Genomic DNA, 14,822 nt, shown 5'->3' on the forward strand with positions numbered 1-14,822 from the left:
CCAGTCATCGTTGGCTGGCATTTTGAAACGCAATCGATGTTAGTAGCAACACGCCGCCCGGGAAATACCGTTGGCACCAGACTGTTTCGCTGATGGGCAGGTGCAGGCGAGTGAATGCGTGGTGTCAGGCCATTGCAGCGAGCTCCTGCGGTATGGCTTCTTGCAATAGGACCTCTAACCCGAGTGGAACTATCAGGCTGGCATGGTTTCCTTTTGGTCCCTGATGGACATCAAAGTTAACCATCTGACCGGCTTTTAATGTGCGGTAGCCATCCATCTGAATAGTTGAATAGTGAGCGAAGATATCTTCGCCGCCGCCCTCAGGGCAAATAAAGCCAAAACCTTTGGCATTGTTGAACCATTTAACAGTACCCGTCTCCATACTTCTACGTTCCTCGCAAGGCTATTCTAGTTTGAGATGAGGTAATAACTGGTTAAAGTGAGCGCGAATTGGTTAAAACTCCAACAGCTCACGAAAATACACTCTAGTGGAAATGGCCTTAACGTCAAGGGGAGGGCTTTTGTCTGACCAAGGCAGTTATTCAAAGTTTGATGTAGCTAACGCTATTGTGTTTATCTGGTTACAATTTAATCACTTTTAACGCAAAAAAACCGACTTCTTTCTCTGGCGGCGTTATGGCATAAGTGATGTTAAAATAATAATAGATATCTGCATGAAATGGTCTTATAACCGGAGTGAGGTATTGCTCCTGTATGGTTCTGTGAAACGATGGGCAGGCAATGGGTAACAACAACGATTGGCTAAATTTTGAACATCTAGTCAAAGATAAACAGAAAGAGGCGCTCAAACCGCCGTCTATGTATAAAGTTATACTTAACAACGACGATTACACACCGATGGAATTTGTGATTGACGTTCTGCAAAAGTTCTTTTCTTATGATATTGAACGTGCAACACAACTGATGCTCAATGTGCATTATCAAGGAAAGGCGATTTGCGGTGTTTTTACTGCTGAAGTTGCAGAGACGAAAGTCGCACATGTAAATCAATACGCCAGGGAGAACGAGCATCCATTGCTTTGTACGCTGGAAAAAGCCTGATTAAGGCAATTATTGGGAGGTGCCTATGCTCAATCAAGAACTTGAACTCAGTCTCAATATGGCTTTCGCCAGAGCGCGTGAGCACAGACACGAGTTTATGACCGTGGAGCACCTATTGCTGGCATTGCTAAGCAATCCGGCTGCGCGGGAAGCGCTGGAGGCGTGTACGGTTGATCTGGTAGCGTTACGCCAGGAGCTGGAAGCGTTTATCGAACAAACCACACCAACATTACCTGTTAGCGAAGAAGAGCGTGACACCCAGCCTACGCTCAGTTTCCAGCGCGTGTTACAACGTGCAGTTTTCCACGTCCAGTCCTCTGGGCGCAATGAAGTCTCGGGTGCCAACGTGTTGGTCGCCATCTTCAGTGAACAAGAGTCTCAGGCGGCCTACCTGCTGCGTAAGCATGATGTCAGCCGTCTGGATGTAGTGAACTTTATTTCCCACGGCGCTCGTAAGGACGAACCGGGTCAAGCACCGAATGCAGAAAACCCGGTAAATGAAGAGCAGGCAGGAGGGGAAGACCGTATGGAAAACTTCACCACCAATCTGAATCAACTGGCTCGGGTGGGGGGCATTGACCCACTTATCGGTCGCGACAAAGAGCTGGAACGGACTATTCAGGTATTGTGCCGTCGGCGTAAAAACAACCCGCTGTTGGTCGGAGAGTCCGGTGTCGGTAAAACGGCTATCGCAGAAGGCCTGGCCTGGCGTATCGTGCAGGGCGATGTTCCTGAAGTGATGTCGGAATGCACTCTGTACTCACTGGATATCGGTTCACTGCTGGCCGGAACCAAATACCGTGGTGACTTTGAAAAGCGTTTCAAAGCGCTGCTGAAACAGTTAGAAAATGACAAAGATAGCATCCTGTTTATCGATGAAATTCATACTATTATCGGCGCAGGTGCTGCCTCCGGTGGGCAAGTGGATGCAGCTAACCTGATTAAACCACTGCTTTCTAGTGGCAAGATCCGGGTCATTGGCTCTACCACTTATCAGGAATTCAGCAATATCTTTGAAAAGGATCGTGCACTGGCACGGCGTTTCCAGAAAATTGATATTACTGAGCCGACACCGGAAGAGACCGTTCAGATTATTAACGGCCTGAAACCGAAATATGAAGCACATCATGATGTGCGTTATACCGCGAAAGCGATACGCGCAGCGGTGGAGTTGTCGGTTAAGTATATTAATGACCGCCATTTACCGGATAAAGCCATTGATGTGATTGACGAGGCTGGTGCTCGTAGCCGCCTGATGCCACTTAACAAACGTAAGAAAACTGTCAATGTGTCGGATATTGAATCCGTGGTGGCTCGTATCGCCCGTATTCCTGAGAAGACCGTCTCTGCCAGTGATCGCGATGTGCTGAGAAATCTGAGTGATCGGCTGAATATGTTGGTATTCGGTCAGGATAAAGCCATTGATGCGCTATCTGAGGCGATCAAAATGAGCCGCGCAGGATTAGGGCACGAGCATAAGCCGGTCGGATCGTTCCTGTTTGCTGGCCCAACAGGGGTTGGTAAAACAGAAGTTACGGTGCAATTGGCCAAAGCACTGGATATCGAACTGCTGCGTTTTGATATGTCTGAATATATGGAGCGCCATACTGTCAGCCGCCTGATTGGTGCGCCTCCGGGTTATGTAGGTTACGATCAAGGTGGTCTGTTGACCGATGCGGTTATCAAACATCCTCATGCAGTTCTGCTGCTGGATGAAATTGAAAAGGCCCATCCAGATGTGTTTAACCTGTTACTACAGGTGATGGATAACGGCACTCTGACGGATAACAATGGGCGTAAAGCTGATTTCCGTAACGTCATTCTGGTGATGACCACCAATGCTGGTGTGCGTGAAACGCAACGGACCTCAATTGGTTTTAAACAGCAAGATAACAGCACTGACGCACTGGAAGAGATCAAAAAAGTGTTTACCCCGGAATTCCGAAACCGGTTGGATAACATTATTTGGTTCAACCACTTGTCACCTACTGTTATTCAGCAGGTGGTCGATAAATTTATTGTTGAGTTGCAGGCGCAATTAGATGCTAAAGGCGTGTCGCTGGAAGTCAGTGAAGAAGCCCGTAATTGGTTATCTGATAAAGGCTATGACAAAGCGATGGGTGCACGACCAATGGCGCGGGTGATTCAGGAGAATCTGAAGAAACCGCTGGCAAACGAGCTGTTGTTTGGTTCTCTGGTTGATGGTGGCTCGGTCACTGTTGGGCTGGATAAAGAAAAACAACAACTGGCTTATGAGTTTCAGAGTGCGCAAAAACGCAAAACTGAAGGTGCCGTTCATTAAATGTAAGATGTCCGAAATAAGTGGCGTTGCAGTCGATGGCAAATGAAAGATTCCCGATGAGTGAGTATTGAGTGATTCGGGGGATATCGGCGTTACACGACTACTGCGTCAAGTATACCGGGCAATAAAAAAGGGCGATAAGCTATAAACTTATCGCCCTTTTTGTTTTCCACGATTAGTGACTTTTGCATTTTGCTGTTTATTTCACGATGAATAAACCTACTCAATCGATAAAAAAGAAAACGCAAAACGCCCTTGCCATAAATGGGAAGGGCGCCGGAGGGGGACTACATCCTCAGAGCTCGCCAGTCTTAAACTGGCGACAGATTAGCCGATTAACGGCTACGGAAGACAATGCGGCCTTTGCTCAGGTCGTACGGGGTCAGCTCTACAGTGACTTTGTCACCCGTCAGGATGCGGATATAGTTTTTACGCATTTTACCGGAGATATGAGCGGTTACCACGTGCCCGTTTTCCAATTCAACGCGGAACATGGTGTTCGGCAGCGTATCAAGAACGGTGCCCTGCATTTCAATATTGTCTTCTTTGGCCATCGAATCCTCTAGGTGTTACTACCTTAGTTTTTAACCGGCAAGATAATGCCGAAAAACCCACATTATGTAAAGAAGTGTTGGCGGTCATCGCACCATTTCAGCAAAATTAGTCTGCCGGTAAGAGGGGATAAAGCCTAATGTGGGGTACTTTCTCAACGGTTGATCTTTACTGCATCGCGGATGAAAAATTCAACGATTGCGGTAACCAGCATTCAGCCGGTAGTGGACTAAACTGGAGTTGACTCAACTGCTGCATAAAAAAGTTTCGTGGGATCTCAATCGCACCCAGCGACGCAGTGTGAGCGTTGAGGACCTGACAGTCAATCAGTTCTCCACCTTGACGGGTAAAATGATGACAAAAAACCATTAATGCGCTTTTTGAAGCATTGTCAGCTCGGCTAAACATCGATTCTCCGCAAAACAGTTTACCTACTGCAATGCCATATAATCCGCCAACCAGTTCATTTTCCAACCAAACTTCAACTGAGTGCGCGTGCCCTAATGCATGTAATTGGCAATAAGCTTGCTGTACATCCTCGCCAATCCACGTCCCCTCATCACGTTGCGCAGCACAAGCGCTGACCACATCGGCAAAAGCATGGTTAAGTGTGAGGCGATAAGGACAACGGCGCAGAAAGCGGCGCATGCTGCGGCTAATATGCAAATCTTCTGGGAATAACACCGCGCGCGGGTCCGGTGACCACCATAGGATCATCTCTCCGGGGCTAAACCAAGGAAAAATCCCCTTTTGGTAAGCTGCCAGCAGGCGAGGAGCGGCTAAATCGCCCCCAAGAGCCAGCAAACCATTAGGTTCGCGCAGAGCCAGCTCAGGTGAGGGGAATGCAAATGACTGAGAAGATAGCTGTGTAATGCGCATAAATCCCCCTGATGATATCTTCAGGCTCCATAGCCTTGGTACTTGAAGCCACAGCGTTGTTAGCTGTTACGCTCAGTTCGCTGGGTATAATAAATAACAATGAATACCACTTTTTCTTCAGTGGTTTTTATTCATATTAGCGCGAATTATGCTAATTACCTGCTCGCATCAGGTGACTCATTCACAATTCACGCAGCCCACTGTTCAATGGCGTTGATGGAATTGGTAATAGCGCCCTTTGTGTTGCAATAAACTGTGGTGATTGCCTTGCTCGACTATCTTGCCACCATCCATCACGCAGATTCGATCCATATATTCCAGACCGTATAAACGATGAGTGACCATGATCAGGCTCTTGTGCTGACAGTGTTGGCGCAGCAGAGCCAGAATTTGTTGTTCTGTTTCAGCATCTAACCCTTCGGTAGGTTCATCAAGTAGCAAAAGAGGCGCTGGATGTAGCAAGGCACGGGCAATTCCTAAACGACGCTGTTCACCGCCAGAGAGTGGCCGGCCACCATCCCCCATCCAGGCATTCAGTCCCTCACTGTTATCAAGTAAGTTGGCTAACCCGACGTGTTCCAAAACCGTTTTCAACTGTGCATCAGATGCCGTAGGGCAAGCCAGCAACAGATTTTCACGTAACGTACTGCTGAAGACATGTACCCGCTGGCTGACCACTGTCATCATTTGGCGCAAGGTATTTTCGTCATAATTGGCCAATGGTTCCCCATTAAGCGTGATACTGCCTTGGCTGGCATCCCAGGCCCGGGTTAATAATTGTAACAGTGTGGACTTTCCACAGCCCGTGCGCCCAAGTAGCGCAATATGCTCCCCTGCGGCCAGTGACAGCGATATATTCTGCAAAACGGGTAAAGGCTGCTGTGGGTAGGTAAAACTCAACCCTGTCACTTCTAGCGCCACCTGTGCGGTCACCTCTGGACCATGGGTCGGGAATGTCACTTCAGGCTGTTGTTCCATCAATTGCGCAACGCGGGTTGCGGAAGCGATAACTTGCCCCAAGTGTTGGAATGCACCAGCCACCGGCAGCAAGGCTTCAAATGCGGCTAAAGAGGTAAAAACAAAGAGCGCCAGTAATGCGCCTGGTTGATTATTCCCGCCAATACCTTCAGCGGCGAGCCATAAAATTAGCGTGACCGTTAGGCCAGTAGCCAGAATCATTAGCGCCTGCGCTAAACCAGCCAAGGATGCTTGCTGTTGTTGGCGTTTCATCCAGCGTTGTTCAATATCCTGCAACGAGGCACGGAATTGCTGCAACGCACCGAATACCAATAACTCTGCCTGCCCCTGTAACCAAGAGGTCAGTTGCGAACGATAAAGACCACGCAGGTCCGTCAGGTCACGACCAATGGGCTTACCGGCACGGTAGAAGATCAATGGGACGAGCAGTAATAACCCCAGCAGAATTGCACCGAGTGTCAGGGCCAGATTGACATCCAGATAGCTTAAACCAAACGTCACGGCAGCAATAATTGCGATGGCGGCCACCAGCGGTGAGATGACGCGCAGATAGAGATGATCGAGGGTATCAACATCGGCGACCAACCGGTTCAGCAGTTCACTTTGGCGAAAACGGGCAATACCGGCAGGGGAGAGTGGTAGGATCTTCTGGAAAGCGAAGACCCGCAGATGTGCCAGTACACGGAATGTCGCGTCATGGCTGACAACTCGCTCTGCGTAGCGGCCCGCCGTACGGGTAATTGCGGCCCCTCGGACACCGGCTGCCGGTAGTAAGTAGTTAAACGTATATAATCCAGCAGGGCCAGCGATGGCGGTACCCGCAAGGAACCAACCGGATAATGTCAGCAAGCCGATACTGGCCAGCAGCGTGACAATTGCCAGCACGATACCCAGACAAATCAGGAACCAATGGCGGCGATACAACGCCAAAAAAGGAAGAAGTACGCGCATAATTAAAGCTCCTCACTGCGATGGGACAGCAGATTGGCAAATGAACCGTCAGACTGGCTGAGGGTGGAGTAATCACCTTGCTGAATCAGAAGGCCACTATCCATTACCCAGATTTGATCATAACCCAGCGTATCTTCTAACTGATGGGTAACCAGTAGCGTCGTCTGCCTGCGAGAGGCTTCCTCTAGTGCTTTCATCACCAACTGTTCACTGTGAGCATCAAGGCTGGCGGTGGGTTCATCCAGTAGCAATAAGCGGCACGGATTCAGTAAGGCGCGGGCAACGGCAACACGTTGCGCCTGCCCAACGGAGAGACGTGCAGAATGGTCGCCGACTTCAGTATTCAGCCCTTGTGGCAAATCAGCCAGGAATTCATTGATATAGGCACGCTCCACCGCCTGTTGTAATTGGCTGTGTGACGCATCTGGCTGGCCCAGCAAAATGTTGGCCGCCAGCGTCTGTTCCGGCAAATGTGGGTTTTGGCCAACCCAGCTTAATTGTCTACGCCACGCTGGTGCTTCCAGTTCGCGTAATTCAACCCCGTTCACTTTCAGTGAGCCGCGATAGGGTAAAAAGCCCAGCAGCAGGTTGAGTAATGAACTTTTACCTGCGCCACTCAGACCAACAATGGCAACGCGTTTGCCTGCGGGTAATAAGAACGTCAACGGTCCGGCCAACCGGGTGCCATTAGGGGCCAGAATTTCCAGTTGGTCGGCTTCCAGGGTGATAGCTTGGTTACCTGTCAGCACTTGGTCACCTTGGCCAATCGCTTCGCCTTCACTACTCAAAAATGTGACCAGCGATTCTGCTGCGCCAACTGCCTGAGCTTTTGCGTGGTAAAACGTGCCTAAATCTCTCAGCGGTTGGAAGAATTCAGGGGCCAGGATCAATACCAGAAAACCCGCAAACAGGGTGACGCCAAAACCATAACTACCAAAATTCAGTTCACCCAAATAGGAAAAACCAAAGTAGACGGCAACCACGGCAATAGAGATGGCGGCGAAAAACTCTAATACGGCTGAAGATAAGAATGCCATACGCAGCACTTCCATGGTGCGGCGGCGGAAATCTTCTGAGGCATCACGAATTTGGTCGGTTTCTGCTTTAGCGCGGTTAAATAACCGTAACGTGTCTAATCCGCGTAAGCGATCAAGGAAGTTGCCACTCAACCGTGCCAGTGCGACAAAGTTACGCCGATTGGCGTCGGCGGCACCCATCCCGACCAGTGCCATAAACAGCGGGATCAATGGCGCGGTGACAAACAAGATCAAACCTGCCGCCCAGTTGATAGGGAAGACGGCAATCAGGATAAGCAATGGAATGAATACGGCCAGATACATCTGTGGTAGATAGCGGGAGTAGTAGTCCTGCATATCTTCAATTTGTTCCAGAATGATGGTTGCCCAACTGCCCGCGGGCTTACCTTTCACCCACGCAGGGCCGAGCTGTTCTAATCGGTCTAAAACGACATTACGGATCTGCTGGCGAACTTTCATTCCGCAGATAAATCCCACCCGTTCACGCAACCAACTGATCACGGCGCGCAATGCAAAGGTTCCGGCCAGTAGCCAAAAATCAGCAGTCAATGCCGATCGGGGGAGTTGGTCTATAATCAGAGATTGCAGCAGGGTGGCCAGTAACCATGCCTGAGCGATGATCAATAACCCGCTGAGGAGGCCAAGTAACATGGACAGGCGGAGCCAACGTTGCGCGGGGGCGCTTTGTTTTTTCAGCCAACGAATCAACTCATACTGTCTTGTTTTATTCATCAGGCAATTTATCTGCGCAGGGAGCTAGAAAATATCAAAAAGTGTCTGTCACCGTTGACGGTGGCAAACTCGCGAAAGGCAATATTACCTTGTCATGACGAGAGGTGAAACCATTAGGTTGTGATAGTCGCCGCATTCCACAACAGGAGTAATTTACTGTTTTTAATTGGGATGCGGGCGAGTGAAAATAAAAAACGGGTGGTTCACTTATCGTAAACCACCCGCCACATAGCGCTTGGATCCCCATGCGGAATCGTTACTTATCGTTTACTAGCCCATCCAGATAGCGTTCTGCATCCAGTGCCGCCATACAGCCGGTACCGGCGGAGGTAATTGCCTGGCGATAAATATGGTCCATAACATCGCCCGCAGCGAACACACCCGGAATGGAGGTTTGTGTGGCATTGCCTTGCAGACCTGACTGAACTTTGATGTAGCCGTTTTCCAGTGCCAACTGACCATCAAAGATGGCGGTATTTGGGCTGTGACCAATCGCAATGAAGACGCCAGCAACAGCAATCTCTTCTGTCTCACTGTTTTTGGTGGATTTAAGGCGGACACCGGTGACACCCATATCATCACCCAAAACTTCGTCCAAGGTGCGATCAGTGTGCAATACGATGTTGCCGTTTTTTACTTTTTCCATCAGGCGATCAATCAGGATTTTCTCTGAGCGGAAGCTATCACGACGATGAATTAAATGAACTTCAGCTGCGATATTCGCCAGATACAACGCCTCTTCAACCGCAGTATTACCGCCACCGACTACCGCCACTTTCTGATTCCGATAGAAGAAACCATCACAAGTCGCGCAGGCAGAGACCCCTTTGCCTTTGAAGGCTTCTTCTGACGCCATTCCCAGATAGCGGGCAGAAGCCCCTGTAGCAATAATCAGCGCGTCACAGGTGTACTCAGCACCATCACCAAACAGGCGGAATGGGCGGTTTTGCAAATCAACGCAGTTGATATGATCGAATAGAATCTCTGTTTGGAATTTTTCTGCATGCTCATGCATCCGCTCCATCAGAGCAGGACCAGTCAAGCCTTCAGGATCACCAGGCCAGTTCTCCACGTCAGTAGTGGTGGTTAACTGACCGCCTTTCTCCATTCCGGTAATCAATACAGGTTTCAGGTTGGCGCGTGCAGCATAAACCGCCGCAGTGTAACCCGCAGGGCCAGAACCCAGAATAATCAATTTGCTATGTTTAGCCGTGCTCATGAATACCTCTTTCCCACAATGGCGGACAATGTTAGCGATTGTAGGGAAAATTGGGCATTAAAAAAAGCAGACAAAAATGTTGTTAGCGATTTGTTTGATAGGTGATGCCTATTTAATGAACTAAATGTATTAAGAATCGGCAGTTAGCGGTGAAGTGACGTCAGGCTGCGGGCAAATTGGACCCAAATTAATTTTTACGTTACGCGCCAATTCGCGCTGAAAAGCTTTGACCCTATAAAAAATGTGGCTTGCAAGCCGATTGAGCAAAAAATAGCCATGACACAAAACCACCTTTTTGCACCATTTTATAGCAAATTTAGGACGAAAAAATAGCTAAGGGAAACACTCTGGGATTTTAATTCTGGCACGTTCTACTGATTTAACTTCTTTTACTTTGACAATCGGCTGTGCATTTGCGAAAACATCATAGGAAGAAGAAATTATCTGCGCGCCATAAATTTCAGATTTGGTATCAGTGATGCCAAGCGAAAACCCTGGAACGTTTTCGATTAATGCTGGATGGCGTGTGAAGTAAGTTCTCGAACAACTGTAGGGGGGAGTTTCTACGGCGGTTCGTGATGTGCTATCTCTTCCTCAACGCTAATAATCATCGAGTACCTCGCATACAGTTGGACAGACAGGGTGTGAGATAACAACGTGTTGATATATTTGCATAAAACAGGCTGCGGGTCGTTGTCTGTAGCAGGCTCGAAGTATAAGCACGATGAGAGCATGTCACAGACTCAAGGAAATTAAGAGAGACTATAAGATGATAGATAATAAAAAACGCCCGGGGAAAGAGCTTGATCGTATAGATCGTAACATCCTGAATGAATTACAAAAGGATGGGCGCATCTCTAACGTTGAGCTTTCAAAACGAGTAGGATTATCACCAACACCATGTTTGGAACGAGTTCGCCGCTTAGAGCGTCAGGGTTTCATCCAAGGTTATACCGCACTGCTTAATCCACAGTATTTGGATGCATCGCTGCTGGTTATCGTTGAGATTACTCTGAATCGTGGCGCTCCGGATGTGTTTGAGCAATTTAATGCCGCTGTTAAAAATCTTGAGGAAATTCAAGAGTGTCACCTGGTTTCCGGCGATTTCGACTATTTGTTGAAAACCCGCGTACCTGATATGTCTGCTTACCGTACATTACTCGGTGAGACCTTGCTTCGCCTGCCGGGCGTCAATGACACTCGTACCTATGTGGTCATGGAAGAAGTGAAGCAGAGTAACCGCCTAGTCATTAAAACGCGGTAAACAGGCAGGTGCAAAACCTGAGTAATTTGGTTACACTCCTGTTTATTCATACAGTTTCAACGCCGGGAGGGTTCTCGGCGTTGTCACTCATACCAGTTAACAGGAACCTGGAGAGCCTTTCTTGAGCCAGGAATATACAGAAGATAAAGAAGTTACCCTGAAAAAACTCAGCAGCGGGCGTCGTTTACTTGAGGCGGTTTTGATTGTGGTAACAATTTTGGCAGCCTACCTGATGGCGGCGCTGCTCAGTTTTAATCCTTCGGACCCAAGCTGGTCCCAAACTGCATGGCATGAGCCTATCCACAATCTTGGTGGGGGTATTGGTGCTTGGATGGCCGATACACTGTTCTTCACCTTTGGTGTTTTGGCTTACGCAATCCCTGTGATTATGGTGATATTGTGCTGGGCGGCTTTTCGTCAGCGCGATGCCAATGAACACGTTGATTACTTTGCTCTTTCTTTACGTCTGATTGGCACATTAGCCCTGATTTTAACGTCATGTGGCCTGGCTGCATTGAATGTTGACGATCTTTATTACTTTGCCTCTGGTGGGGTAATTGGCAGTTTGTTCAGTAATGCCATGTTGCCGTGGTTCAATGGTGTCGGTGCAACACTGACATTGCTCTGTATCTGGGCTGTTGGCCTGACGCTGTTTACCGGCTGGTCATGGTTGGTCATTGCTGAGAAAATTGGCGGAGTGGTCTTAGGCTCACTGACATTTATGACTAATCGCTCACGTCGTGAAGAACGCTATGACGATGAAGATGACGATTATCAGGTTGAAGATTCCGACGTTGCTGAACAAGAGCAGCGGGCGGCTTCAAATAAAGCGCTAGCAGTAGGCGCGGCTAGCGCCGCACTTGCGGCATCTGCGGCTCATGCTGATGACGACGTGCTATTCTCCGCGCCATCAGCAACCGACGCCATCGCCAATGCGCCTGAGCCGGCCTTATCCCCAGCGCCGGGGTCCAATGGCGACTATGATCCTCTATTAAGCAGCCTGCGGGCAACAGATGATGACTATCAACCTGCTCCTAGGGTGATAGCCGAGTCTGTTAGCAGCCATAGCACGGCACCGATGACGGCTAACTCGACAGCGACACCGCCGTTATATTCGTTTGAAATTCCGCAAGAGACGCCATCACCGGTTCAGACTCGCGTTGCCACGCCTGTTGAGCGGCCAGAGCCACAAATGGGGGCATGGGATGTACCACCTGCACCTGTCAGCCATTCGCCGTTCGATTTCTCAACAGCACAGCGCCATAGTGATCAGGTCGATAGTGTTCCTAATGCGAACACTGGTTTTGGCCGTGCCCTTGATGGTTTGGCCGCAGTAAGTTCGGCCAGTGATCCACTGATTAGTGACCCATTGATCAATAGCAGCTTGTCAAATAACCCATTGTCTCATCACGGTTTGTCGGGAACAGCCATCGCCGCTGCGAGTGCAGCAGCGACGTTTATGCCAGCATTTACTGCTACTAGTGACACCGGTTCTCAGGTAAAACAGGGTATCGGTCCTGAGTTACCACGGCCTAACCCTGTGCGTATTCCAACGCGGCGTGAGTTGGCCTCTTACGGTATCAAGTTGCCTTCACAACGTATGGCGGAACAGGAACAACGCGAACAAGAAGCGCAAAATCCTCAGGTTACTGCAGCGTCGTTCGACAGCGAGCCTCTATCAGCAGATGATGATGCGTTGCAGCAGGCTATCTTGCGTAAAGCGTTTGCCGACCAGCAATCCGAGCGTTACGAGCAATCATCAGACGCAGGGGGTAATACGTTCACCGCCCCTGAGCCAGAAGATGAGCAAGCTTTAGAAGAAGCCGCATTACGGCAGGCATTCGCAGCACAACAACAGCATCGTTATGGGGCGGTTCAGCACCAAGACGTTGTTCATCACGAAGACTCTACTCATCACAAAAACAGTGCCGCAGAAGGAATGCAGCCTGTTGATATCCGCCGCGCCTATACATTCTCGCCGGTCGCAGATCTTGTTGATGATAGCCCTCGTGAGCCCTTGTTCACGCTTTCTCCCTATGTTGATGAAGAGGACCACGTCGCTTCTCCAGACGCTATTTCGCCTGAGCAACCAGCGCAATATCAGCAGCCATCAGTGCATCAAACGCATTCAGGGCAAGTCACATCGGTGCCAGCACCCTATACGCAGTCTGCGGCAACGCCTACTTATGCACCGACAACAGCACATGTTCCGGCAATAGCCCCGTCTGCTGTTGAGCCAACAATACCGGTACCACCTGTCGCCCCCGTGCAACCAACGCCAGCAATGGACAGCTTGATTCACCCGTTCCTGATGCGTAATGATCAGCCGTTGATTAAACCGACCACACCACTGCCTACGCTTGATTTACTTTCTTCTCCGCCAGCGGAGGAAGAACCAGTTGATATGTTTGCTTTAGAGCAAACAGCTCGTCTGGTTGAAGCACGTTTAGGTGATTATCGGGTAAAAGCGGAAGTAGTGGGTATTTCTCCAGGGCCAGTCATTACTCGCTTTGAGTTGGATTTGGCTCCAGGTGTTAAAGCGTCGCGCATTTCCAATCTTTCCCGCGATTTGGCCCGTTCTCTATCAGCTATCGCTGTGCGTGTAGTGGAAGTTATTCCGGGCAAACCTTATGTCGGGCTTGAATTGCCGAATAAGCATCGTCAAACGGTCTACCTGAGGGAAGTGCTCGACTGTGCCAAATTCCGTGATAACCCTTCTCCGCTTGCTATTGTGCTTGGTAAAGATATTGCCGGGCAGCCGGTGGTGGCAGACTTAGCCAAAATGCCACACTTGCTGGTGGCCGGTACTACCGGTTCTGGTAAGTCGGTTGGGGTGAACGCGATGATCCTCAGTATCTTGTATAAAGCCACACCAGATGAGGTGCGCTTTATCATGATTGACCCGAAAATGCTGGAGTTATCGGTGTATGAAGGCATTCCTCATCTGCTAACCGAAGTGGTTACTGATATGAAGGATGCCGCGAATGCATTGCGCTGGTGTGTCGGCGAGATGGAACGGCGCTATAAATTGATGTCGGCGCTGGGCGTGCGTAATCTCGCAGGCTATAACGAGCGCGTAGCTCAGGCTGAAGCTATGGGGCGGCCAATCCCTGATCCATTCTGGAAGCCATCCGATAGCATGGACATCTCACCGCCGATGCTGGTGAAACTGCCTTATATCGTGGTGCTGGTGGATGAGTTTGCCGATTTAATGATGACAGTGGGCAAAAAAGTTGAAGAGTTGATAGCACGTCTGGCACAGAAAGCCCGTGCTGCCGGTATCCATCTGGTGCTGGCTACCCAGCGTCCATCGGTAGATGTCATCACCGGTTTGATAAAAGCTAACATTCCAACCCGTATCGCATTTACGGTTTCCAGTAAAATCGACTCACGGACTATCCTCGATCAGGGCGGCGCGGAATCACTGCTGGGGATGGGGGACATGCTGTATATGGCACCAAACTCTTCGATTCCGGTACGTGTGCACGGTGCCTTTGTCCGTGACCAAGAAGTGCATGCCGTGGTTAATGATTGGAAAGCCCGAGGTCGTCCTCAATACATTGAGAGCATTCTTAGTGGTAGTGAAGAAGGGGAAGGCGGTAGTCTTGGATTGGACAGTGATGAAGAGCTGGACCCACTGTTTGATCAGGCCGTGAGCTTTGTGTTAGAGAAACGCCGGGCGTCAATTTCTGGCGTGCAGCGCCAATTCCGTATTGGGTATAACCGTGCTGCACGTATTATCGAACAGATGGAAGCCCAGCAGATTGTGAGTACGCCGGGCCATAATGGTAATCGTGAAGTGTTGGCCCCGCCGCCACATGAGTAGTCATATTTTGCTCTGAGGAA

At 49.6% G+C, this 14,822-nt stretch carries 10 protein-coding genes; 4 read left to right on the top strand and 6 right to left on the bottom strand.

The features are described from left to right. Positions 1-124: 124 nt before the first annotated feature. The gene (gene cspD / locus A6J66_002900) at positions 125-382 is read right to left on the bottom strand and encodes a cold shock domain protein CspD (GenBank protein ID PNM23229.1); all 258 of its coding nucleotides are present in this window, start codon (positions 380-382) and stop codon (positions 125-127) included. 359 nt (positions 383-741) lie between these two features. On the opposite strand from cspD, the gene A6J66_002905 reads away from it, so the two are divergent. Both A6J66_002905 and A6J66_002910 read left to right on the top strand, forming a co-directional pair. Further along, positions 742-1,062, top strand: coding sequence for an ATP-dependent Clp protease adapter ClpS (locus A6J66_002905; GenBank protein ID PNM23230.1), 321 nt, complete (start codon positions 742-744; stop codon positions 1,060-1,062). A 25-nt stretch (positions 1,063-1,087) separates the two neighbouring features. Then, entirely contained in the window at positions 1,088-3,364 is a 2,277-nt protein-coding gene (locus A6J66_002910) for an ATP-dependent Clp protease ATP-binding subunit ClpA (GenBank protein ID PNM23231.1), read from the top strand. A 335-nt stretch (positions 3,365-3,699) separates the two neighbouring features. Here A6J66_002910 and A6J66_002915 read toward each other — a convergent pair whose 3' ends face one another. The 5 genes from A6J66_002915 to A6J66_002935 all read right to left on the bottom strand — a co-directional run bounded on the left by A6J66_002915 (position 3,700) and on the right by A6J66_002935 (position 9,712). Next, positions 3,700-3,918 carry a translation initiation factor IF-1 gene (locus A6J66_002915; protein PNM23232.1) on the bottom strand — a complete coding sequence of 73 codons (219 nt, stop codon included), beginning with the start codon at positions 3,916-3,918 and terminating at the stop codon, positions 3,700-3,702. 166 nt (positions 3,919-4,084) lie between these two features. Continuing rightward, positions 4,085-4,795 (bottom strand): leucyl/phenylalanyl-tRNA--protein transferase, encoded by a 711-nt coding sequence (locus tag A6J66_002920; GenBank protein PNM23233.1) that lies wholly within the window; start codon positions 4,793-4,795, stop codon positions 4,085-4,087. Positions 4,796-4,999: 204 nt separating this feature from the next. Continuing rightward, the gene (locus tag A6J66_002925; GenBank protein PNM23234.1) at positions 5,000-6,724 is read right to left on the bottom strand and encodes a cysteine/glutathione ABC transporter ATP-binding protein/permease CydC; all 1,725 of its coding nucleotides are present in this window, start codon (positions 6,722-6,724) and stop codon (positions 5,000-5,002) included. Positions 6,725-6,726: 2 nt separating this feature from the next. Beyond that, entirely contained in the window at positions 6,727-8,493 is a 1,767-nt protein-coding gene (locus A6J66_002930; protein PNM23235.1) for a cysteine/glutathione ABC transporter permease/ATP-binding protein CydD, read from the bottom strand. Positions 8,494-8,749: 256 nt separating this feature from the next. Continuing rightward, positions 8,750-9,712, bottom strand: coding sequence for a thioredoxin-disulfide reductase (locus A6J66_002935; GenBank protein ID PNM23236.1), 963 nt, complete (start codon positions 9,710-9,712; stop codon positions 8,750-8,752). Positions 9,713-10,481: 769 nt separating this feature from the next. Between A6J66_002935 and A6J66_002940 the strand changes: the two genes are divergently transcribed. After that, positions 10,482-10,976: a leucine-responsive transcriptional regulator Lrp gene (locus tag A6J66_002940; protein PNM23237.1), complete on the top strand. Its 495-nt coding sequence runs from the start codon at positions 10,482-10,484 to the stop codon at positions 10,974-10,976. A gap of 121 nt (positions 10,977-11,097) precedes the next feature. Beyond that, a complete protein-coding gene (locus tag A6J66_002945) occupies positions 11,098-14,802 on the top strand; it encodes a cell division protein FtsK (protein PNM23238.1) in 3,705 nt (1,234 codons plus the stop codon). The last annotated feature ends 20 nt before the right edge of the window (positions 14,803-14,822 follow it).

Origin of the sequence: Yersinia enterocolitica (genome assembly GCA_002082245.2) — a bacterium.
GTDB lineage: Bacteria > Pseudomonadota > Gammaproteobacteria > Enterobacterales > Enterobacteriaceae > Yersinia > Yersinia enterocolitica_E.